The sequence below is a fragment of the Sciscionella marina DSM 45152 genome, from assembly GCF_000379465.1.
Classification (GTDB): Bacteria; Actinomycetota; Actinomycetes; order Mycobacteriales; family Pseudonocardiaceae; genus Sciscionella; species Sciscionella marina.
Genome location: NZ_KB905388.1, coordinates 81061 through 102649 on the forward strand (window position 1 = coordinate 81061; position 21589 = coordinate 102649).

The 21589-nt window shown below is 67.5% G+C and carries 18 protein-coding genes; 6 read left to right on the forward strand and 12 right to left on the reverse strand.

What is annotated here, in order from left to right; all coding sequences use genetic code 11:
- Positions 1 to 8 precede the first annotated feature (8 nt).
- Together A37U_RS0114950 and A37U_RS48355 are read right to left on the reverse strand one after the other, a co-directional pair.
- Positions 9 to 857: an acetylxylan esterase gene (locus tag A37U_RS0114950; protein ID WP_020497452.1), complete on the reverse strand. Its 849-nt coding sequence runs from the start codon at positions 855 to 857 to the stop codon at positions 9 to 11.
- Positions 854 to 1780, reverse strand: coding sequence for an acetylxylan esterase (locus A37U_RS48355; RefSeq protein ID WP_020497453.1), 927 nt, complete (start codon positions 1778 to 1780; stop codon positions 854 to 856). The genes A37U_RS0114950 and A37U_RS48355 overlap by 4 nt, the downstream gene beginning before the upstream one ends.
- A 229-nt stretch (positions 1781 to 2009) precedes the next feature.
- Here A37U_RS48355 and A37U_RS0114960 point away from each other — a divergent pair, with 229 nt between their 5' ends.
- The 5 genes from A37U_RS0114960 (at position 2010) to A37U_RS0114980 (ending at position 7008) form a co-directional block, all read left to right on the forward strand.
- Positions 2010 to 2582: a TetR/AcrR family transcriptional regulator gene (locus tag A37U_RS0114960; RefSeq protein ID WP_020497454.1), complete on the forward strand. Its 573-nt coding sequence runs from the start codon at positions 2010 to 2012 to the stop codon at positions 2580 to 2582.
- Between the two features lie 69 nt (positions 2583 to 2651).
- Positions 2652 to 2978 (forward strand): DMT family transporter, encoded by a 327-nt coding sequence (locus tag A37U_RS0114965; protein WP_020497455.1) that lies wholly within the window; start codon positions 2652 to 2654, stop codon positions 2976 to 2978.
- A 72-nt stretch (positions 2979 to 3050) separates the two neighbouring features.
- Positions 3051 to 3434: a hypothetical protein gene (locus tag A37U_RS43830; RefSeq protein ID WP_020497456.1), complete on the forward strand. Its 384-nt coding sequence runs from the start codon at positions 3051 to 3053 to the stop codon at positions 3432 to 3434.
- A gap of 93 nt (positions 3435 to 3527) precedes the next feature.
- On the forward strand, positions 3528 to 5639 hold the full coding sequence (locus tag A37U_RS0114975) for a (Fe-S)-binding protein (protein ID WP_026197243.1): 2112 nt from the start codon (positions 3528 to 3530) through the stop codon (positions 5637 to 5639).
- 34 nt (positions 5640 to 5673) lie between these two features.
- On the forward strand, positions 5674 to 7008 hold the full coding sequence (locus A37U_RS0114980; RefSeq protein ID WP_020497458.1) for an APC family permease: 1335 nt from the start codon (positions 5674 to 5676) through the stop codon (positions 7006 to 7008).
- Between the two features lies 1 nt (position 7009).
- Here the strand turns inward: A37U_RS0114980 and A37U_RS49690 are convergent, their stop codons facing one another.
- From A37U_RS49690 to A37U_RS0115000, 4 genes are all read right to left on the reverse strand, one after another.
- Positions 7010 to 7402 carry a DUF3761 domain-containing protein gene (locus tag A37U_RS49690; RefSeq protein ID WP_086010799.1) on the reverse strand — a complete coding sequence of 131 codons (393 nt, stop codon included), beginning with the start codon at positions 7400 to 7402 and terminating at the stop codon, positions 7010 to 7012.
- A gap of 83 nt (positions 7403 to 7485) precedes the next feature.
- Entirely contained in the window at positions 7486 to 9024 is a 1539-nt protein-coding gene (locus A37U_RS0114990; protein WP_020497460.1) for an AbgT family transporter, read from the reverse strand.
- Positions 9021 to 9974, reverse strand: coding sequence for an asparaginase (locus tag A37U_RS0114995; protein ID WP_020497461.1), 954 nt, complete (start codon positions 9972 to 9974; stop codon positions 9021 to 9023). The genes A37U_RS0114990 and A37U_RS0114995 overlap by 4 nt, the downstream gene beginning before the upstream one ends.
- Entirely contained in the window at positions 9967 to 10977 is a 1011-nt protein-coding gene (locus A37U_RS0115000) for an Lrp/AsnC family transcriptional regulator (RefSeq protein WP_020497462.1), read from the reverse strand. Before A37U_RS0115000 ends, A37U_RS0114995 begins: the two co-directional genes overlap by 8 nt.
- 302 nt (positions 10978 to 11279) lie before the next feature.
- On the opposite strand from A37U_RS0115000, the gene A37U_RS0115005 reads away from it, so the two are divergent.
- Positions 11280 to 13223, forward strand: coding sequence for a family 20 glycosylhydrolase (locus A37U_RS0115005; protein WP_020497463.1), 1944 nt, complete (start codon positions 11280 to 11282; stop codon positions 13221 to 13223).
- Positions 13224 to 13280: 57 nt separating this feature from the next.
- Here A37U_RS0115005 and A37U_RS0115010 read toward each other — a convergent pair whose 3' ends face one another.
- The 6 genes from A37U_RS0115010 to A37U_RS0115035 all read right to left on the reverse strand — a co-directional run bounded on the left by A37U_RS0115010 (position 13281) and on the right by A37U_RS0115035 (position 21547).
- Positions 13281 to 14237, reverse strand: coding sequence for a ketopantoate reductase family protein (locus A37U_RS0115010; protein WP_020497464.1), 957 nt, complete (start codon positions 14235 to 14237; stop codon positions 13281 to 13283).
- A gap of 229 nt (positions 14238 to 14466) precedes the next feature.
- Positions 14467 to 16152, reverse strand: a complete 1686-nt coding sequence (locus A37U_RS0115015; RefSeq protein ID WP_020497465.1) for an HAL/PAL/TAL family ammonia-lyase — start codon at positions 16150 to 16152, stop codon at positions 14467 to 14469.
- Positions 16152 to 17471 (reverse strand): MFS transporter, encoded by a 1320-nt coding sequence (locus A37U_RS0115020; protein WP_020497466.1) that lies wholly within the window; start codon positions 17469 to 17471, stop codon positions 16152 to 16154. The genes A37U_RS0115015 and A37U_RS0115020 overlap by 1 nt, the downstream gene beginning before the upstream one ends.
- Positions 17472 to 17473: 2 nt before the next feature.
- Complete coding sequence (locus A37U_RS0115025; RefSeq protein ID WP_020497467.1) at positions 17474 to 18724, reverse strand: M20 family metallo-hydrolase; 1251 nt, start codon at positions 18722 to 18724, stop codon at positions 17474 to 17476.
- A gap of 112 nt (positions 18725 to 18836) precedes the next feature.
- Positions 18837 to 19916: an S-methyl thiohydantoin desulfurase domain-containing protein gene (locus A37U_RS0115030; RefSeq protein ID WP_020497468.1), complete on the reverse strand. Its 1080-nt coding sequence runs from the start codon at positions 19914 to 19916 to the stop codon at positions 18837 to 18839.
- A complete protein-coding gene (locus A37U_RS0115035; protein WP_020497469.1) occupies positions 19916 to 21547 on the reverse strand; it encodes a urocanate hydratase in 1632 nt (543 codons plus the stop codon). Before A37U_RS0115035 ends, A37U_RS0115030 begins: the two co-directional genes overlap by 1 nt.
- Positions 21548 to 21589: the final 42 nt, after the last annotated feature.

The window sequence follows — 21589 nt, forward strand, 5'->3', positions numbered from 1 at the left end:
CAGCAGGGTCATGAGGCGAACCGCGCCATCCCGGGCATGCCGAGCCGTCCGGACAGCCAGGCGTCGATGGCGCGGGCGTCCGAGGCGTCCTGTTCACCGCGCTGGTACACGGTGCCCCGGTCGCCGAGCGCGGCAAGCAGTTCACCGTTCCATCCCGGCCCTTCGGCGGGCGCGGCGAGCAGCACCTCGGCCCGGATGTCACGGGCCAGCGCGGCGGGTTCGTACACCGCCAGGGTCTCCCGTACCGCGGTTTCTCGCTCCGGGTGAGCGCGCAGCAGATCGTCGAGCCCCTCGAGCGGATAGCTCTCCCCGTGTTCACGCCGGTGCAGCGCGTCGTGCAGCAGCGGGGTGTTCACCACGGCGGCCCGGAAAACCGGGCGCCGCGCCGCGGTGTGCAGCACCGGATCCTCCCCGCTCACCGCGAGCCGCGCGGGATCGGCCTGCGGGTGCGCGGCGAGGAATTCCGCACCGCGCAGGCAGTCGGCGATGATCGCGCGGTAGACGTAGGTGCGCGGATCGGTCACCCCGAGTGTGAACAGCCCGGGATAGGCGGCGGCGAACGGAACATCGGCGAGCCGCTGGCCGCGATGCATCATGGTGAACGTGACATAGCGCAGCCGGTCGTTGTAGTGCGGCGGGTTGTTCACGCTGCCGTGCCGCGGGGTCTCCAGCAGCGCGGGGAACGGCCCCTCTCCCGCGGGCACGCTGAGGAAACCGAACAGCCGGTGCCCGTCCAGCCCACTGAACCACACCCGGTACCCGGTGAAGCGCTCGGTGCACATCCGCTCGTACCGTTCCACGAGTGGCCGCGCGGGAAATTCGGCCAGTTCCGTGTCGAGCTCGGTCCAGAAACTCATGCCCGCACCCCCAGCTGCTTGTCCATGAACTCCTCGATCCGCTGTTGCACGCCCGGTTGCCCGGCATCGTGCCCCGATCCGGGAAAGGTGGCCAATTCCTTCGGGCAGTCCAGTTCCCGGAACACGGCGAACCCGGTCTCCGGCGGGCAGACATCGTCCTCCAGCCCGATGTGCATGAACACCGGGGCGCGCACCGCGGGTGCGAAATTCACCACGTCGTAATAGGAAACGGTCTCCTTGAGCGCGGTCGTTTGTTCCGGATGGATCCGCAGGAACTCGTTGATCTCCTCATAGGGATAGGAGTGGGTGAGCCGGGGCGCGTCCGCGATTCCGCACAGATACGGGCAGCCGGAGGCGATGCAGCGCACCGTGTCCGGACGCAGCGCGCCCGCGAGGATACCGAGCCCGCCGCCCTGACTCGAACCGAACACCCCGAGCCTTGTTTCATCGGTCTCCCCGAGCCCGGCGAGCACATCGATCCCGCGCACCACGTCCAGGTAGAAACCGCGGTAGGTATAGCTGTAGCGGTCCACGATGTTGTCCACCAGCAGCCCGGGAAATCCCGGATTCACGACCGCGTTCGCCCGCAGCTTCCCGCGCGGTGCGAGATCCACCGCGAAATACCCGCGCCGGGCCCAGGATTTCAGGATCGCGGGTTCGGAAACATAACCGGGAATGTGCATCGCGATCGGTAACGGTCCCGTCGTGGCGCGCGGCCGGGCGCACCAGGCGGCCACCTCGACGTGCCCGAAGCTCACATAGCGCAGTTCGGTGACCAGTATTTCCGGGGAGGACAGATCCGGCCGTTCGATCAGCCGCGGTGCCGGATCGATGGATTCGGCGAGCCGGAGCGTCTCCGTCCAGAATTCGTCGAAGTCGGGCGGTCGCGGCACCTCGATGTGCGCGCGCTGCGGTTCCGTCATGGCGACGACTCTAATAGAGCGCGCCTGGGGGCTCCATGTCCTGTTGCGCGGGGCCATATCGGCGATCCGCGGCGTTGTCCTCCGCGCCCGCACCTGCAGTGCGGGCTCGTCGTCCGCCTTGCGGGTGTCGGGCACGGGTGTCCCGCAGGACACCGCCGATCTGACTCCTGACCGGCGAGTACCGCTTGCCGATAGCTGCGATCGGGGCCGATTCGAATAACGTGGAGGGATGAGCGAGACGGACGGCAGGCGGTTGCGCGGCGCGCGCAAACGGGAATCGATCATCGCGGCGGCCCTTCGCCTTGTCGAGCGCGAGGGTGTCAGCAAGGTGACCCACCGGGCCGTCGCCGCCGAGGCCGGGGTTCCTTCCGGCTCGGTCTCCTATTATTTCGCCACCCTCGACGATCTGCTCATCGCCACGCTCACCAGCGCGACCGAGGACTACACCGATCGGCTGCGCGAGCTCACCGAACAGACCGGGGACCAGCTGGAGGCGCTCGCCCAGCTCATCGCGGAATGCCCGACCGAATCCGGGCGGGCGCGCGCCATCGCGGAACGGGAACTCAATCTGCTCGCCACCCGGCGGCCTGCCCTGCGCCCGGTCGCGCGCACCTGGCGGGAGGCCGTCGCCGACCTCGCGCACGGGTTCACCGCGGACCCTGCTGCCGTCTGCGAAACGCTCGCCGTCGTGGACGGGCTGTGCGTCGGTTTCCTGTTGGAGGAGGAGCAGCCGGATCTCGAACTGATCCGCGCGGTGCTGCGCAACGCCTTGCGCATCGGCACCACTCCGGAAACTAGTTGAACATCTGCCCACATTTGGCTATCCTCTAACTAGTTGCGCTAATGTTCAACTTGTTGGAGTGGAGATCCCGTGGCCTACCTGTTGCTGATCGGCGCGATCCTCGCCGAGGCGACCGGAACCTTGGCCACCCGGTTCACCGATGGGTTCACCCGGATCCTGCCCTCGGCGATCGTGGTGATCGGTGTACTCGGCGCCTACGTACTGCTCTCCCTCTCCCTCAAACATGGGATGAGCCTGGGCGTGGCCTACGGCATCTGGGCCGCGGCCGGGGTGGCGATCGTGGCGGTCATCGGCGCGACGGTGTTCCACGAGCCGCTCAGTTTCGTGCAAGGAATCGGCATCGCGCTCGTCATCGGCGGCGTCCTCGCCCTTGAACTGGGTGCGCAACACGAATGATTGACACCCGGCCTGTTAGCCGTGTCACACTAAGTGTCCCGGACTGGCGGAGGGCGGACGATGGTGTCTCGCTTGGGTTATCAGTGTGCCTACTGCGGACTGCGGGTGCGGCTCGAGGGCGACCCACGGCATCCAGGCCACGGTGTCGTCGAGGAGCTCACGAAATCGGGTGAGCCGATGACCCTGCCCGGCCTCGAAGTACTGCACCGGTTCTGCGCGAGTGCGCTGCGCGCCGGATCGGGCGGGGACACCATGCTGCGGCGGGCCTGGCTCGGCTGGGTCACCGACCGGTTCGAAGCGAGCAGACCCCGGCGGCATTTCGGAATCCGGCACTATTCCCGGCTCGGCCTGCACCCGGCCCGGATGCGCGCGCCGCGTCTGTTCCGCAAACACTGGCAGGTGCGCAAAATGCGCTGCGCGGCGCTGGCCAGCCACTACTACGCGAACGCACGGTGATCCCGCGCGGCCGGTGCGTACCGTGTCGTACTTCACGATCACGCTACCAGGCGGTAGCGTGATCGGCACTCGGCTCTCAACGTGGAGGGGCTTGTGGTTGTTCGATTGATCATCGGTTGGCTCATCACCATTGTCGGACTCGGTTTCGCCGGGGTGCGGATCCGCTGGCTGGTCCGGCTTGTCCAGTCCGGGCAACCCACCACCGGGCGCACCGCGGACATCGGCGCGCGGGTGTGGGCCCAGGTGACCGAGGTGTTCGGCCAGCGAAAACTGCTCAAATGGTCGATACCGGGGCTGGCGCACTTCTTCACCTTCTGGGCCTTCGTCATCCTGCTGACCGTGTATCTGGAAGCGTACGGTTCGCTGTTCCAGTCCGGTTTCGCGATCTGGTGGGGCATCGGCAGCTGGCCACCGCTCGGTTTCCTGCAGGACGCCATCGCCACCCTCACCTTCTGCTCACTGATCGTGTTCGCGGTCATCCGCATCCGTCAGAACCCGGCACGCATCGAACGCAAATCCCGGTTCTTCGGCTCGCATCTCGGCGGGGCCTGGCTGGTGCTGCTGCTGATCTTCCTGGTGATCCTGACGATGTTCCTGTTCCGCGGATCCTCGGCAGCCCTGGGTACCTTCCCGTACAAGTCCGGAGCCTGGGTCTCGATCGGTATGGGGCATGCGCTTTCCGGGATCGGTACGGCCGGGCTCGAAGTGCTGGAGACCGTGGCCCTGCTCGCGCACCTCGCCGTCGCGTTCGGCTTCCTGATCCTGGTGCTGCATTCCAAGCACCTGCACATCTTCCTCGCCCCGCTGAACGTCACGACCAAGCGCCTGCCGGACGCGCTCGGTCCGCTGCTGCCCATGGAGTCCGACGGCAAACCGATCGACTTCGAGGACCCCGGAGAGGACGACACCTTCGGCCGCGGCACGATCGCCGACTTCACCTGGAAGGGCATGCTCGATTTCGAGACGTGCACCGAATGCGGGCGCTGCCAGAGCCAGTGCCCCGCGTGGAACACCGGGAAACCCTTGTCCCCCAAGCTGTTGATCATGGATCTGCGCGATCAGCTCACCTCGGAGGCGCCGTATCTGCTCAACGGCAAGGAGGACCACGAGTTCACCGCGCTCGTGGGGAAGAAGGAAGACGGCGGCGTGATCGATCCGGATGTGCTCTGGGCCTGCACCAGTTGCGGGGCCTGTGTCGAGCAGTGCCCGGTGGACATCGAGCACGTGGACCACATCATGGACATGCGCCGCCACCAGGTGCTGATCGAGTCCGAATTCCCCACCGAGCTCGGCACCCTGTTCAAGAACCTGGAGAACAAGGGCAATCCCTGGGGACAGAACAATTCCGAGCGGATGGACTGGGCCAAGGATCTCGGCTTCGAGGTACCCGTGCTCGACGGCGAGATCCCCGAGGACGTGGAATACCTGTTCTGGATCGGCTGCGCGGGCGCCTTCGACGACAACGCACGCAAGACAGTGCGCGCCACCGCGGAACTGCTGCACATCGCGGGGGTGAACTTCGCGGTGCTGGGCAAGAACGAGACCTGCACCGGGGACCCGGCGCGCCGTTCCGGCAACGAGTTCCTGTTCCAGATGCAGGCCCAGGAGACCGCGGAGAACCTGAACGCGCTGTTCGAGGGCCGCGAACCGGTGCAGCGCAGGATCGTCACCACCTGCCCGCACTGCCTGAACACGCTCGGCCGCGAGTACCCGCAGCTCGGCGGGAACTACACGGTCACCCACCACACCCAGTTGCTCAACGCCCTTGTCCGGGACGGCAAGCTCACCCCGGTCGCGCCCGCCGACGCAGCCTCGGTCACCTACCACGACCCCTGCTATCTGGGCAGGCACAACAAGGTCTACACACCGCCGCGGGAGCTGGCCGGTGCCACGGGTGCGCGGCTGACCGAGATGCCCCGGCACGCCGATCGATCGCTGTGCTGCGGCGCGGGCGGGGCGCGGATGTGGATGGAGGAGAAGATCGGCAAGCGCATCAACGTGGAACGGGTGGACGAGGCGCTGGCCACCGAGGCGAGCACCGTGGTCACCGGTTGCCCGTTCTGCAAGGTGATGATCTCCGACGGGCTCACCCAGCGGCAGAGCGAGGACAAGGGAGCCGGGGTGGATGTCCGGGATGTCTCGCAGCTGCTGCTCGAAGCGGTGCACCGGAGTCAGCCCGCGGAGTCCACGGCGGAACAGGGCTGACCCGGACCTGCCGGGGCGACTAGATTTCCCTGGCATGACAAGCAAGCTCGCCGCATCAGCGCTGCGGCCGTGGAACGTGCTCGCCATCGCGGTCTCCGCCATCTCCCCGACCACCTCGGTGTTCCTGGTGTACGGCACCGGATTGCAGGCCGCGGGAACCGGTGTGGTGCTCGCCTTCCTGATCGGCGCGGTGATCGCGCTGTGCATGTCGCTGTGCTACGCGGAGGTCGGCTCGGTCTTCCCGTCCGCGGGCGGGGCTTACACCATCGTGACCCGCGCGCTCGGCCCGGTTTCCGGCGGGATGGTGGCGGTGCTGTTCCTGTTGCTCGGCCTCACATCCACCGCCTCGATCCTGACCTCCGCGGCGAGCTATCTCTCCGCGCTGATCCCCGGCGGGCTCCCGGTCAGCTGGGTCGCCCTGGCCATGATGGTCCTGGTGACCGCGCTGTCCCTGGGCCGGATCTCCCCGGCCAGCTGGGTCGCCGCGGCGATGCTCGTGCTCGAACTCGGCGTCATCCTGGTGTTCATCGTGCTCGCCTTCGCGCACCCGCGGTTCACCGGCGATCCGTTCACCGCACCGATGCGGGCCGACGGCGGAACCCTGCACGGGATCGGGATCTTCGGGGTGCTCGCCGCCGTGGTCCCGGCACTGTTCGCGTTCAACGGTTACGACTGGCCGCTGTACTTCGCCGAGGAATCCCGCGGAACCCGGCGCAGCCTGCCGCGTGCCGTGCTGCTGGCCGCGCTCATCGCGATCGTGGTCGAAGTGCTCGCGGTGATCAGCGCGACCTTCGCGATCAAGGACCTCGGCGCGAGCATGGCAAGCGATTCCCCACTCGCCCTGATCGCCGCACAGGTCATGGGCCCGGCCGGGGCCACCGTGCTGCTCATCGGCGTGGTCATCGCCATGTTCGACACCGGGCTCGCCGCGAACCTCGGCTACGCGCGGATCTACTACGCCGCCGCGCGAGACGGGATGCTGCCCGGCGCCATCGGCCGGTTCTTCGCGCACGTCTCCGCCAAGTCCACAGTGCCCAGCTACGCCTTCGCCTTCCTGTTCGTGGGCAACGGATTGCTGTGCATATTCAGTTCTCTCACCGCGCTGATCACCTTTACCAGCGTCATCATCGGCACCATCTACCTGACCGTCGCCGTTTCCGCGCTCGTCTGCCGGGTGCGCGACCGGGACCGCGAGCGCGCCTTCCGGATGCCGGTCTGGCCGCTTCCGCCGCTGATCGCGATCGCCGGAGTGCTCATCGCGCTCGGCCAGCAATCGGTGCGCGATCTGGGAATCGCGCTCGGCATCGCCGCGGTGGCCCTGCTCGTCTATCTCCTGGTACGCAAGCGGCTGCCTTCGCGGGTTGAGTGATCTACAACCACTCCGCCACGCCACCATGATGCGAGCAGGTGCCGCGCCGATGCGCGGAATGGCTGTAGGTTCCGTCCGCGCATCGTGCGGTGGCGCCACCTGGAGCGACCGGGGTCAGCAACGGGGCGTGATCGGCGGGCCGGGGATGTGTCCGGGGTTTCGGCGGGGTGGCCGCGGCCGGGGTGCGCTGCACCGTGGTCGGCACGGGAGTCACCGGTGCCGGAGTGGTCGGCTCCGGGGTGGGCGCGGTAGACGTGAGTTCCGGGACACTCGACGGTGCACTGGAGGACGTGCTCGGCAGTGGCGTGCTTTCCGTAGTGTCACAGCCCGCGAGCGTGAGCGTGATGATGCCGAGCGCGCCGAGTGCGCCTACGATCCGCGATCTACCGGACACGAAAAACCTCCGATGCCAAGGCCGTTGAACACAGCGCTCATCGCATCGGAGGTTTTCGATGTTACGAGGTTGAGCCGTTCGCCCTAATCCACTGGTGCGCCTGGGCCAAGCGGAATACCGAGCGCGTACCAGCCGAGGAACATCAGTAACCACACGACCAGATTGACCACGGCGAGCGGTAGTACGAGGGACATGAGGGTCCCGATCCCCGCCGATGGCCGGGTACGCCGGATGAATCCGAGTGCCACCCCGAAGTACGGGCTCATCGGGGTGATGCTGTTCAGCGGGGCATCGGCCATCCGGAACAGCGCCTGGGTGGTTTCCGGGTGAATGTGCAGCAGCATGAGCATCGGCACCAGGATCGGCGCGACCAGTGACCACATCGCCGAACCACTGGTGATGAACAGGTCCATCACGCAGATCAGCAGCATGGTGCCGAGGAACACGAGCACGGGCGTCGCCCCGAGATCACGCAGGAACTGAGCCATGGCAATGGAAATGACCTGGCCGAGATTGGACCATTTGAAGTAACCGAGGAACTGTGAGATCGCGAAGAACAGGATGAGCGCGGGAATCAGATCGCGAAGCCCCTGCCCCATGTAGTCCGGGAAGTCCTTGGGCTTGCTGATCGTGCCGACGGTGATCCCGTAGGTGACACCGATGATCATGAAGAACAGCATCAGGAACACCACGATGCCGTCGAACAGCGGCGAGTCGATGATCGCCCCGCCGTCCCCGCGCAGCGGCGAACCGCTGGGCACCATGGCGAGCACGAGCAGGCCGAGGTAGATCACGGCGGCGAGCATGGCGCGCCGGATTCCCTTGCGCTCCAGGGCCGAGACCGACATGTCCGGCAGTTCCTCGAGCTCGATCTGCTCCGGGGACTGCGCGTCCATCGCATCGACCCGCTTGGCCACGACCAGTTCGGTGACCACGGTGATCACCACGGCGAGCAGGATCGCGGAGGCGAGCGAGAAGAAGTAGTTCGACAGCGTGCCGACCTGATAGTTCGGGTCGATCGCGCGCGCGGCCGCGGTGCTGATCCCGGCCATGACCGCATCGCTTCCGCTGGGCAGCATGCCGACACTGCTCGTCCCGCCGACCGCGACATAAGCGATGATCGCGCCGATGATCGGGTTCCGCCCGACCGCGCGGAAGGCGATCATCGCGAGCGGGATCATCACCACGAACGCGGCGTCCCCGGCGATCTGGGCGAACATACAGGTCAGCGCTACCGCGAAGGTGACGAACTTGGCCGGGACCTTGGACAGCGCGGCCCGCATCATCGCCGGGAGCAGCCCGGACTTGTCCGCGACCGCCACCCCGAGCATGACCACCGTGATCAGCCCGAGCGGCGGGAAGTTCACGTAGTTCTTCACCAGATCGCTGACCATCATGTGCACGCCGTCGTTGGAGACGAGGCTGCGCACGTGCAGCGGTTTGCCATCGGCCGGGGAGACCACGCTGACGTCGAACGCGGCGAGCAGCCAGGAAACCAGCACCAGCACCACGGACAGGATCACGAACAGCCAGAACGGGTGCGGGAGCTTGTTCCCGACCCGCTCCACTCCGCCGAGGAACCGCAGCAGCGGCCCCTGTTTCTCCGTTGTCTGTGCGGTCATGAGCCGGACAGTCCAACGCCCGGGCGCACCGAACCGACCGGTTTCCCGTGACCGAACACCGGAACCGTGCCGAGCTCGTCCAGCCGTTCCCCGCTGATGCCGAGCTTGCGCAGTACCTCGACCAGCACCACGGGCAGCGCACGCGGATTGCCGTCACCGATCTTGATCGCGATCGCGGGACCGTCCGGGATCGCGAAGGCGAGCACTCCTTCGGCGCCGCCCTTGCCGATGCTTCCCGGGATCGCGCGCAGCAGCCCGGTGTTCACGTGGCTGGTCATCGCGACCCATTCCGGATAACCGGAAACGGCCGCCGAAATCCGTTTCGTGGCATCGGATTCGGCCTTGCGCAGCGCGCCGAATCCGGTGGCGAGCCCACGCAGGCTGATCGCGAACAGCGGAGCCCCGCAACCGTCCACAGTGGTCTCGGTGACCGGTTCGCCCGCCAGCTCGGTGATGGTGGCCGCGATCGCCTTCTGCAGCGGGTGTTCGGGCGACCGGTAGGTCACGGTCGGCCAGTCGTTGGCCACACAGGTCGCGAGCATGGCCGCGTGCTTGCCCGAGCAGTTCTGCGCCAGCGAACTGGCCACGTTCCCGTATTCCGCTCGCGCCCGCTCGTCGAGTGGAAATCCCGGTGTGTTCTGCAGATCAGCCTCGGCGAGCCCGGCGCCGTCCAGGATGCGCCGCACCCCGTCGAGATGGAACGACTCGCCACCGTGCGAGGCGCAGGCGAGCGCCAGCAGTTCATCGTCCAGCGCGAGCCCCGCGCGCAGCATCGCCGTGCTCTGCAAGGGTTTCATCGAGGAACGCGGATACATCGGCGAACGCGTGTCCCCCGTCTCGAAGAGCACCGAACCCGCCGGATTCACGGCGATGACCGAGCCGAAATGCACCGACTCGACGAGTTCGCCGCGCACCACCTCGGCGAGCGCGGCCGGCTGACGATCATTCATGCGTTGTGCCTTTCCTGCCTTGTGGCGGTTCGATACAGCCATCCATCCGGCGCAGCCAATGTCTCTTGTGGACATTGAGCTGGATGGAAACCTCGAAGGAGCCGATCCCCGGCAATGCGGCCAGATCGGTGGTGAGGAATTCGGTGAGTGCCTCCTCATCGGCGAACATCCCGCCGTGGATCACCGAGGAGGTCCCCGCGACCGTGGTGACATAGCGCGCGGACGGGTGCCCGGCGAGCGTCTCGGCGACCGTGTCGATCGCGCCCGGTGCCACATCGAGCGCGATGAGGGCTTCGAGCCGGTATCCGAGCAGCCGCGGCTCCACCTCCACGCTCGGGCGCACGATCCCGCGGTCCAGCAGGGAGTGCGTCATCCGGTACGCGGTCGAGGGCGCGACCCCGAGTTCGCGGGCGACCTGGGCGGCACTGATCCTGCCGTCTTCGTGCAGCAGGCGCACCGCGGTGAGTTCATCGGCGCCGATCTCCCCGGTCTCGGGTTCCGGTGGTTCCTCGGCACGCAGCACGGCGAGCTGCCGCTCGCCCAGCCTGAGCAGCCGCCAGGAACTCGACTTGGTGAAGGCACGCAGCACCAGCTCCGAGCGCGCCGAGCGGATCCCGGGCAGTTCCTGGATTCCCTCGGTGAGCAGGGTGTGCACGGTGTCCCGGTGCGCGGGCTGCACCGTGGCGTAGACATCGGAACGGCCCGCCGTGGTCGCGACCATCTGCACCTCGTCGAGTGCGGCCAGCGCGGCGGCCACCTGCTCCGCCTTACCGCGTTCGGCCGCGATCCAGACATGCCACGGGTTCCCATCCCCGGACTGAGACCAGTCGAGCTGCCCGATCACACGCACGAGCCGTTGCTCGTAGAGCCTGCTCAGCCGCCTGCGCACGGTGTTCACCGACACGTCGAGCGCCTCGGCGAGCAGGCTCAGCGAGGCGCGCGGGTTCACCTGGAGTGCGGCGACGAGATCGAGTTCGTCCGGCTCCAATGCACGGGCGGTCACGGGAACGAAAACTATCACGTAGGTACATGGTCACGAACGAAACCATGTACCAACCACCTACAGGTGAACGTTTTTACCTCACTGCGATCGCGCGATCACAGGCCGGGTTCACCGCGCCGAGTGAACCCGGCCACGTCCAGGTTGATCAGCACCGCCGATCGTGATCAGCCGAGCAGCGCAACTCCCCTGGGGATCGAACTCCGCTGCGCACCGGTTGCTGATCGAAATTGCATGAAGGGAGCGTTGACTACGCATATTCGGGCAGTTAACGTCGGTGCCTATCGTGCCGTGAGGAGCCCGCCATGCATCGGAATCCACGCAAGAGCGTCCGGCTGATCACCGCGTCCGTCGCCTTCGCAACGGTGGTACCCGGTGTCGCGATCGCCGCCCAGAACCCGAATCCGGCGCCGGTCACGGTGCCCGCGATCAGCGACTGGCAGGGCACGACCGGGAACCTGCACCTCGGCGCCGGTTCCCGGATCGCGGTCACCGACCCCAGCCTGCGCGGCCTCGGCGAACAACTCAGCGGGGAACTCGCCGAGCAGGGCCTGCGCGGAATCCCGGTGACCACGGACAAAGCGCACGCCGGTGATATCGCACTCTCCCTGGCACCGAACGAGAAACCCCTCGGCGCGGAGGGATACCGGCTCGCGATCGGGAACACCGCGGCGATCACCGGCAACCGCTCCGCCGGAGTGTTCTACGGCACGCGCACCCTGTTGCAGGCGCTGCGCACCGCCGGGGACCGGGCCAGCCTGCCGAAGGGAACCGCGCGGGATGTCCCGAAGATCGGTGAACGCGCGCAAATGCTCGACATCCGTAAATTCTATCCGGTCTCCTATCTCAAACAGCAGATCAGGCAGATGTCCTGGTGGAAGATGAACACCTTCCACCTGCACCTTTCGGACTGGAACGCCTTCCGCATCCAGAGCGAACGGTTTCCCGGGCTCAGTTCGAAACAGGCCTACAGCAAACGGGATCTGCGCGATCTCCAGGATTACGCACGCCGCTACCATGTGACGATCATCCCGGAGATCGATCTTCCCGGGCACGCCTCACATATCGGGGACTACCGTCCCGATCTGGCGTTCGGCTGTCGCTCCCTTTCCTACCCGGCCGACAGCGGCTGGGAGGGCGCGGGAACCGGGCACTGGATGCTCGACGTCACCAAGAAGAAGACCTTGGATTTCCTCACCCGGCTGCTCGACGAGATCGTCCCGCTGTTCGACGGTCCCCGGTTCCACATCGGCGGCGACGAACTGCCGAACGAGGCCGAGCAACAGAAATGCCCGGAACTGGTGGACTACGCGAAAAAACGCGGCTTCTCCTCCACCGCCGATGTGTTCGCGGACTTCATCAACAAACTCAATCCGGTGATCCGCGCACACGGAAAACAGACCGAGGTCTGGCAGTGGTGGGACCTCGAACACGACACCGCGGTCAAGCCGGACAAGAATGTCGTGGTCGACGAATGGAAGAACGCGGCCCCGCACCGGGCACAGAAAGGCTACCCGACCGTCGGCACCGAGGAGACCGAACTCTACGTGAGCGCGGGATTCGGAAAACGACCCGGCAGCTACGGCTACTTCGATCCACGCGAGGTGTACGGCTCCTACGACTTCTCGGCGCAGCAGAACATCCTCGGCTACCGCGTCTCGCGCTGGTCGGACCGGGCGCACAACAGCCCGGTTCCCTGGTTCGACTTCTACGCCAGGCGCCCGATCGCCGTGCTCGCCGCACGCGCCTGGGGCGAACCCGCCGGGGATGTGCGCGCCTTCTTCGACCGCTACGACCGGGTCGGCGACGCGGATCCGGCGAACCGGGACTACGGTGCCGATCCGGGAATGCTCAGCCAGCGGGGCTGGCAGGCCACCGACGGCACCAATGACGGCGGTCCGGCCATCGACAACGACCCGTACACCGCGTGGAACGCCCGTCCGGAGAGCTCCCCCATGCTGCGGGTCGACCTCGGCAAGAACGAACGGGTTTCCGGAATCCGTTACCTGCCACCGTATATCGGCGCCTCGGTGGACGTTCCGGTGCGCGGCTACGAGATACTCGGTTCCGCGGACGGGAAGAACTGGCACAGCCTGGCCAAGGGGGAATTCCCGGACACCGAGGCCGAAACCGCCGTGCGGTTCGCCCCGGCCACCGTCCGCCACCTCGCCATGAAGGTGCTCAGCAGCCACGCCGAGGATCCGACGGCGATGTCCGCGGTCGCCGAATTCGACGCGGTACGCGGCTAGTCACGCGGTCGGGTCCCGCAAGCCGGTCCACGGTGTACCCGGCCATCAGGACCGGCATCACTCCTGGCGAAAGAACGGTTCCAGGGCTTCGAGTCGGGGAAGCGCTACCCCGAGCCGGCGAGCTTCGGCGAGTACGTCCCTCGGATAGAGACTCGTTGCCTCCCTGCTGCCGTGGGCGGTCGCCTCCACCTGTTCGATGAGGAACAGTGGTAGATCGTTTCCCCTGCCGATGTACTTCTGCACCGCGAGGCTGAGCAATCCGGCTGGTGCGGCCGATACGATGAGGCCGCCGAGCCCGCCCCGGCCGCCCTTCGCCTTGAGCAGCGGAAGGGCTTCGCGCATCAGCAGAATGGCCTGTTCGAGCTCGCTGCGCGAGGTCAATACGTGCGCCATACCGTCTGTCTTGAGCCCTCGCGCGGCGAGTCCGGCATCCACGAGGAAATGGAACCAGAGCCAGTTCCGGAAGTTGCTCGACTCGACGACGGAGAACCCCGTCTTGCGGAAAAGATCCCGGACCGTCCGATACCGGCCCGTGCGGTTCGAATCCCCATACTTTCCCAGAAAAACCGCCTTGACGAACCCGCCGCTGAGCTTATTTCCGGAGAATCCTCCACCACCTCCGGGAAAGCCCCAGACCACTTGTTCGTGCGGGATCGGTGCAAGCTCGACGGCCGGGTCATTCAAGATATTGTTGAAAACCAGAACGGTGGCCTTGCCGACACGAGCACTCAGGAAAGCGACGGCCTCGCTCAACTGGTCGTGGTTCACGCTCACGACGATCAAGTCGTAGTCATGGTCCGCGGTCAGCTCCTCCCGCAGACTCACCGGCCACTCTTCCCGCACAGGGGCACCTTTCGGGTCCACCCTGCCGTCCCGAATGTCCAGCGCAACCGTCGATCCGTATTGCGCGGCCCGGCCGGGGCGAACATAGAAGTCCACCGTGTGCCCCGATTTCTCGAATGCCCAGCCGTAGAGTGAGTTGATCGTGCCGCGTCCGAACATGAGTATCTTCACCGGGCCTCCAAGTGGAACGGGTCCTCCGCTTACTTACCTCGAAGGTAACCGCGCAATCCGAACCCACGCTTCCCGAATCGAGGAAGTGATAGACACGTGCCGCTCGCCCACTCAGTTAGCCGCCCCGGCAGGCCGACCGTACGAGAAGGTGACTCGATGAACGCCGTGCACACTGCCGCGGAAAGCGGGGCACCGCCCGCATGCACTCCTCCCCGGACGCCGAGAACGGTCAGGCGGCACAAGAGTTCGACCCGCGCGCGCTCGCCGAGCGGACCGTACCGGCTATCGAGTCGTCGTGGATCAGGGCGCTCGCGGCGCGCACATCCGGGCTGAGATAGCGATCCTCGGTGAGCGGGGCGATGCGGGTCCGCACGGTCCGCCATACCCGTCCGGAACCGGAACCCAGCCGCAGCTTGCCCATTTTCGGCCGCATGAGGTCGATTCCCTGGGCGCCCATCATGAGCTGCACACCGAGTACGGTCTCGGTGCGGTCCAGGTTGGCCAGCAGATCGCGCACGGAGGCCATGGCCATGGTGTTGTGGTCCTCCTGCCCGCCCTTGACCGGACGGGACAGGGTCCCTGCCGGGTTCGCGCGCACCTGGATCTCGGGGATGAGCGCGGCGGTCATGGATTCGGCCTGCACCATGCCGGAATTGAGCCCGACCTTGCCACCAGCCAGGTTGGCGGGCAGGCCGTAGCTCCACTTCGGATCGAGCAGCCGCCCGGACAGGGTTTCGGAAAGCACAGCCAGATCGGCGATCTGTTCGTTCAACGCGTCGATCTCGTGGCCGAGCTGGGAGTAGTCCCAGTTACCGCCCATCACGAAGTCGTAGCCCTTCGCGCCCTTGAACAGCAGCGGGTTCGAACTGGAGGAGTTCGCCTCGCGCCCCGCGAGCGAGCGGCCCTCGGTGATCCGGTCCCGCAACCCGCCGATGATCTGCGGTTCGGCGCGCACCGAGGTGGCGTCCTGCACTCGCGGTTCGGCTTCCCCGCTGCGCTGGCGGCCGCGCTCGGTCATCCACTCGCTGGAACACGTCAGCGCCCTGGTCACCCGCGCGGTCTCGGTCTCCGCGCCGAATCCGCGTTCCTCGTGGGTGCGCGGATCGAAGGCACCCTGCTCGGCGCGGGTGGCCTCGAGGAAGAGAGCGAAGGCGCCGTCGAAGGAATCGGCCACCCGTTCGGCGCGGTCGAGCGCGTCCACGTACCGGGCGAGCAGCACGCTTCCCCCGCTGATCAGCGCCAGCGCCTCGCCCGCCTGCGGGGTGAAGTGCGCGGAGAGCCCGGCGGCGCGCAGTGCCGAGTCCGGATCCCGTTGAGTACCACGGTAATCGACCGGATTGCTCTCCCCCATCATGGAGAGCCCCGCGGCGGCCATCGGTTGCAGGTCGCCGGTGCCGAGCGAGCCGACCTCGGGCATCCGCGGGATCACGTCCGCGTTCACCATGGCGAGCATCCGGTCCACGAGTTCCGGCCGCACCCCCATGTGCGCGCGGGCCATCGCGTTGGCGCGCAGGATCAGCGCGAGCCGGGCGACCTTGCCGGACAGCATGGGGCCGCTGCCCGCGGCATGCGAGCGCAGCACGTGCTTCTGGAACTCGCGCTGCTCGGACTCGGTGAGCGGGCGGTCCTTGAGCGGGCCGAGCGCCTGATTCCAGCCGTACACCCGCTGCCCGGCCGCGACCGTGCGCAGCCCGCCCTCGCGGGTCCGGCTCATCTCGGTGCGCGCCCGCGGGGCGAGCCGCACCGAGACCGGTCCGGCGTGCAACAGCCGCACGAGGGTGCCCCAGTCCAGCGAGTTCCCGTCCAGGGTCACCCCGGTCTCCGGTCCGCGTTCGCTGCTGTCCCCGGGCACCGCGGCCACGGCGGTCAGCCCGAGCACAGCGGTCAACAGCACCACGAGAAGCCGCCGGTTCATCACACCTCACTCAGATCGTTGCGTGGCGCCGATTCCTGTTCACTCACCTGCCGGATCTGTTTGACCAGCAAGGGAATCACCACGAGGCTGGCCACCGAGCCGAGCATCACCCACAGCGCGGGAGCGAGCGTGGTCAGCCGCACCGTCGCCCAGGTCATCAGCGCGGGAGTGGTTCCGGCGAACGCGATCGCGGCGATGTTGTAGCTCAGTGCGAGGCCGGTGGACCGGACCGCGACCGGGAACGCGCGCGGCAGCGTGGACGGGGCCACCCCGACGAATCCGGCGACCGAGGCACACAGCACGGTGTGCACGATCAGCAGCACGGTCAGGTTCGGCTGAGCGCGCAGCCATAGCAACAGCAGCACCGGCAAGACGAGCAGGGCCAGCGAACTGGCCACGATGAGTGGTTTCGCGCCGATCCGGTCCGCGAGCCTGCCCGCGGCGACACAGCCCGCGACGAGCACGATATTGCCCATCAGCGAGGCGAGAAAGGACTCCTGCCCGGTGAATCCGAGCCCGATCGCGGGCTCCTTGTAATAGGTCGGGAGATAGATCACGAAGGCGTAGACGCACACCGTCCACTGCACGGAGAACAGGAACCCGGAAAGGATCCGCATCGGGTGCTCGCGCAGCAGCGTGAACAGCGGATTGCGCCGCTGCTCCGGGCGCTGGGCGGTGAACTGCGCGGTCTCCGGGAGTTTGCGCCGCACGTACAGGCCGACGGGGATGATCAGCAGCCCGACGAGGAACGGGATCCGCCATGCCCAGTCACGGACAGCGGAATCGGGGAAGAAACTGGTGATCGCGAAACCGATGACCGCGGAGAGCAGATTCGACAAGCCCATCGAGGCCTGCAGCCAGGAGGCATAGCGCCCGCGTTTGTCCGCCGGTGCGTGCTCGAGCATGAAGGCGGCGGCCCCGCCGATCTCCCCACCGGCGGAGAAGCCCTGCAGCAGCCGCCCGGCAAGCAGCAGGATCGGCGCGCCGACCCCGATCAGCGTGACCGGTGGGGCGACCACGAGCAGCAGCGTGCCGATCCCCATCGAGCCGATGGAGAGCATCAGCGCCGATTTACGCCCGACCCGGTCACCGTAGATACCGACGAGGATCGCGCCGATCGGACGGGCCACGAATCCGGCGCCGAACACCACGAAGGTGGAAAGCAGCGCCGAGGTCGGATCGCCGGAAGTGAAGAAGTTCCCCGCGATATAGCTGGCGAAGAAGGCATAGACGGAGAAGTCGTACCACTCCATGGCGTTGCCGAACGATGCGGCGACCACCGAGCGGCGTGCGATGCGCGAATCCGTGGCTGCGGTCATGATCAGTCCCTCGGCCGGTCCTGCGCGTCGAGCGCGACAAGGGTGCGAGTGAGGGTGTGCACGCCCTTGGCGATGTCCGCACTCGCGGTGAATTCTTCTGGACAGTGGCTCTTCCCGGCCACCGAAGGCACAAAGATCATGCCCATGGGACCGAGGCGGGCCAGGTGCGCGGCATCGTGCCCGGCGCCCGAAGGCACCGCGCGCCAGGAGTAGCCGAGTTCCGCCGCGGCCGAGGCGATCACGTCCCGCACCGGTTCGGCGGTCGGCACGGGATCCTGGTCGTTGAGCCATTCCACGTCGATCTGCACCCCGCGCGCCGCGGTCTCCGCGGTGATCTCGTCCACGATCTCCCGGCGCGCCCCCTGCAACCAGTCCCGCTCCACGCTGCGGATCTCCGCCCACAGCTTGGCTTCATCGCTGATCACGTTCATCGAACCGGGAGCGGACACGATGCTCCCGGACGTGGTGACCCCGTGCACCGGTGCGGCGCAGCCGACCCGGTCCACGGCGAGCACCGCGGCCGCGGCGGAGACGAGCGCATCCTGCCGCTCGCCCATCGGCGTGGTCCCGGCATGTCCCGCGCTGCCCGCGAAATGCACGAGCAGCCGCTCGATGCCCGCGATCGCGGTGACCACACCGATCTCGGTACCCGCACGCTCGAGCAAGGCGCCCTGTTCGATGTGCAGCTCGACATAGCCGTGCACCTGCCGCCGCCACGGCTGCCCGATCGCCGCCGACGGATCGAGTCCGAAGCCGCGCATCGCCGCACCGAGCCGCTGCCCGGTGCCGTCCATCCGGTCCAGGTGCTCCGCGCTCAGTGTTCCGCTGATCGAACGCGAGCCCATACAGGAGATCCCGAACTCGTTCGCTTCCTCACCGAGGAAGTCCACAATGTACAGATCACGGTGCAGCCGGGTGCCGGTCTCGGTGAGCCGCCGCGCGACCTCGATCCCGCCGAGCACCCCGACGATCCCGTCGAACCGCCCGCCCTGGCGCACGGTGTCGGTGTGTGATCCGGTCAGCAGCGCGGGCGCGTTCGGGTCGGCGCCCGGCAGGCGGCCGAGGATGTTGCCCGCCGCGTCCACGACCGGATCCAGTCCCGCCTCGGCCATCCGGGCGCGCACCCAGTCCCGCGAGTCCCGGTAGGGCTCGGAGAACACTTCCCTGCTCCAGCCGGGAAACGCGGAATCGTGGAACCGGGCGAGTTCGGCCAGCTCCGCGTCGAGCCGCCCGGTCTCCGGTGCCAGAGTCATGAGAGCGGGCCTTTCCGGGCATCGTAGCGAGCGCAAGCGAACGAGGAGCGGAGCGAGGGAGAAGTCGAGACAATGTCACAGCGCGGGCAACGGGCCGATCGGGGCAGCACAGTCATGACCGCTCCGGGAGGTAGCGCAGGAATTCCATGTCGAGCAGCTGCTCGCATTCGCCGAGCGCGACCGGGTCCACCGCCGAGGAGGACAGCGGCAGCGAACGCGCGTCCGCGACGAGCAGCACCACCTCCATGCCCTCCTTGGCATCCTTGACCGCGAGCGGCAAGCCGTCCTCGGCGCGCAGGATCACGATCGTGTCGGGGTAACTGGCGATGCGTTCCCCGCCCGAGGTCACCGCCATGTATTCGTTCAGATAGGGCACCAGGTGTTCGCCGATACCGAAGGTGCCGTGATCCCAGCCGCCGTGCGTGTCCAGGGCGACCGCATCGCGCAGCGGACCACGGGCCAGCTCCCGCGCACCGAGGCGATCGCGCACCGTCTCGATCACCGCCTCGGCCGACCGCGCGGCCGCCTTCTCCATCGCCGCCCCGAGCTCGATCGCGGCCGAGATCGCGCCGAGTGCCGCATGTTCGCGCACCCAGGACAGCTCGACCGGATTCCGCGCAGCCGCGATGAATCCCCCGGTGCGCACCGAGATATCGCGCAGCACATCGTCACAGGTCTGCACGCTTCCCGTGGTCACCGCACTGAAATGGCCGTGCTTGTCCCGGTTTCCACCGGAGACCACCTGGGTGGACACATAACCCGGCCGCGAGGTGAGCCCGAGCGAACCGAGTTTCCCGGTCGGATGCGCGCGGATATCGCCCGCCGCGTCGAGCACCTTGACCCCGAGCATCGCGGACTGGATCCAGCCGTTGTGCGTGGTGGAGTACCCGTTCTGCCCGGTCATCACCGCCGAGATCGGGCGATCGCACTCGCGCATCAGCTTCTGCAGCGCGTGCACGTAGTCGACCGGCTGGATCTCCCAGTCCTCCGCGGCCGGTGCGCCGATCGCGGTCACCGTGGCCACATAGGAGTCCTCGGGCAGTTCCCCGATCTCGGCCAGCACCGGGCGCCCGACCGAGGTGGCCACCGAGCCCATCAGCTCGCCGTGATGGCGCCAGCCACCGCCGCCGCAGGCGAACACCCCGCCACCGAGTACCCCGTGCCGCGCATCATCGGCGGTCAGTTCCCGCATCACCGTTCTCCTTCGAGTTCGATCAGTTGTGTCCCTTGGTTTTTGCCCGCTTGCTCGACCGCTTCCGGGTACCCGGCGATCGCATGCCGCAGCACCCCGAGCCCGGTGTCCAGGTCGAGGGCGAGCCGCAGCCGCCCTTCCGCGGCAACCGAACCGTCCGCGACCACCGAGACCCCGGCCGACTGCATCCAGCCCGAATACCCGCCGCCCCCGGAATGCACCGCGACCAGATCCGCCCCACCCGCGGAGAGCAGCATGGAATCCAGCAGCGGCCAGTCGGTCACCCCGTCCGAACCGTCCCACATCCCCTCGGTTCCGATACGCGGATGCGTCATCCCCGCCGAATCCAGGTGATCGCGGCTGAACAGCACCGGGGCGCCGATGCGGCCATCGCGCACCGCCTCGTTCACCGCGACCGCGATCCGGGAGCGTTCCCCGTGCCCGAGCCAGCAGGACCGGGCCGGGAGCCCCTGGCCGGGCACGTGAACACGCGCGAGCCGGATCCATTCGGCCACCTCGGGCCGCTCCGGAAACAGGATCGTGGCGAGCTCGTCGATCACCGCGAGATCGTTCTCGTCCCCGGAAAGGGCCACCCAGCGAAACGGCCCGATACCGCGGCAGAACAACGGCCGCAGATAGGCCTCCATGAAACCGGGAATCGTGAACGCCTCGTCCCCCAACAATTCCGCGGCCTGCACCCGGAGATTGTTGCCGTTCTCGAAGACGATGCAGCCGCGTTCGGCGAATGCCAGCATTGCGGTGAGCTGACGGGCCATGCTCTCCCGCGCGCACTGCTCGACCCGTTCGGGTTCGGCATCGGCGAGCGCGCGCCACTCCCCGAGTTCCATCCCTTCCGGAAGGTAGCCGTACCGCGCATCGTGCGCCGCGGTCTGATCGGTCACCAGATCGGGCGCGGCCCCGCGCTCGGCGAGCTCGGTAAAGACCGTGGCGGCGTTCCCTTGCAGGGCAACGGCTTTCGCCTCGGTCACCGCCGCGAGCGCCTCGTCAAGATCACCCGCCACCACATCCAGCCCGCCCGCCGCGCGCAGCTTCTCGATCTTGGCGGGATCGGCTTCCACGGTGAGCGAACCGAGGCCGAGCATCCGGGCACTGATCGGCTGCGCGGAACCCATTCCACCGAGCCCCGCGGTGAGCAGCCAGCGTCCGCTCGCCCCCGCCACACCGAGCGCGGCACGCAGCAGTTCATAGGTGCCACCGAGCACCCCCTGGCGCCCGATGTACTGCCACGCAGCCGCGGTGAGCCCGCCCCAGATCGTGTCCCCCGCGGCCATCCGCGCGTAGAAGCGCTCCTTGTCCGACCAGGCGCCGACGGTGTTGTTCACCGCGGAGACCACCATCGGCGCCGCGGAATGCGTGTGCAGCACCCCGACCGGGCGGCCCGACTGCAGCACCAGGGTCTCGTCCTCGGCCAGTTCGATCAGCGCCGCGACGATCGCGTGATAAGCGGGCCAATCCCGCGCCGCCTTCCCCAGCGAGGCATACACCACAAGGTCCTCCGGGCGCTCACCGACCTCGAGCACGTTCTCCAACATGCGCAGCAGGGCTTCCGCGCGCCAACTGCGGCAGCGCGGAACCGTGCCACGCGCGGCGCGCACTGATTCCTGGTTCATGAGAGGCGGCCCTTCCTGAGCATCGCAGCGAGCGCCAGCGAG

Bases quoted from the DNA above. Each gene is read 5' to 3' on its own strand.
- A37U_RS0115030 (WP_020497468.1), bottom strand. From the start codon at position 19,916: ATGCGGGAACTGACCGCCGATGATGCGCGGCACGGGGTACTCGGTGGC.
- A37U_RS0114980 (WP_020497458.1), top strand. From the start codon at position 5,674: ATGACAAGCAAGCTCGCCGCATCAGCGCTGCGGCCGTGGAACGTGCTC.
- A37U_RS0115025 (WP_020497467.1), bottom strand. From the start codon at position 18,724: ATGACTCTGGCACCGGAGACCGGGCGGCTCGACGCGGAGCTGGCCGAA.
- A37U_RS0115015 (WP_020497465.1), bottom strand. From the start codon at position 16,152: ATGAACCGGCGGCTTCTCGTGGTGCTGTTGACCGCTGTGCTCGGGCTG.
- A37U_RS0114995 (WP_020497461.1), bottom strand. From the start codon at position 9,974: ATGAATGATCGTCAGCCGGCCGCGCTCGCCGAGGTGGTGCGCGGCGAA.
- A37U_RS48355 (WP_020497453.1), bottom strand. From the start codon at position 1,780: ATGACGGAACCGCAGCGCGCGCACATCGAGGTGCCGCGACCGCCCGAC.
- A37U_RS0115005 (WP_020497463.1), top strand. From the start codon at position 11,280: ATGCATCGGAATCCACGCAAGAGCGTCCGGCTGATCACCGCGTCCGTC.
- A37U_RS0114990 (WP_020497460.1), bottom strand. From the start codon at position 9,024: ATGACCGCACAGACAACGGAGAAACAGGGGCCGCTGCTGCGGTTCCTC.
- A37U_RS0115020 (WP_020497466.1), bottom strand. From the start codon at position 17,471: ATGACCGCAGCCACGGATTCGCGCATCGCACGCCGCTCGGTGGTCGCC.
- A37U_RS0114960 (WP_020497454.1), top strand. From the start codon at position 2,010: ATGAGCGAGACGGACGGCAGGCGGTTGCGCGGCGCGCGCAAACGGGAA.
- A37U_RS0114950 (WP_020497452.1), bottom strand. From the start codon at position 857: ATGAGTTTCTGGACCGAGCTCGACACGGAACTGGCCGAATTTCCCGCG.
- A37U_RS0115035 (WP_020497469.1), bottom strand. From the start codon at position 21,547: ATGAACCAGGAATCAGTGCGCGCCGCGCGTGGCACGGTTCCGCGCTGC.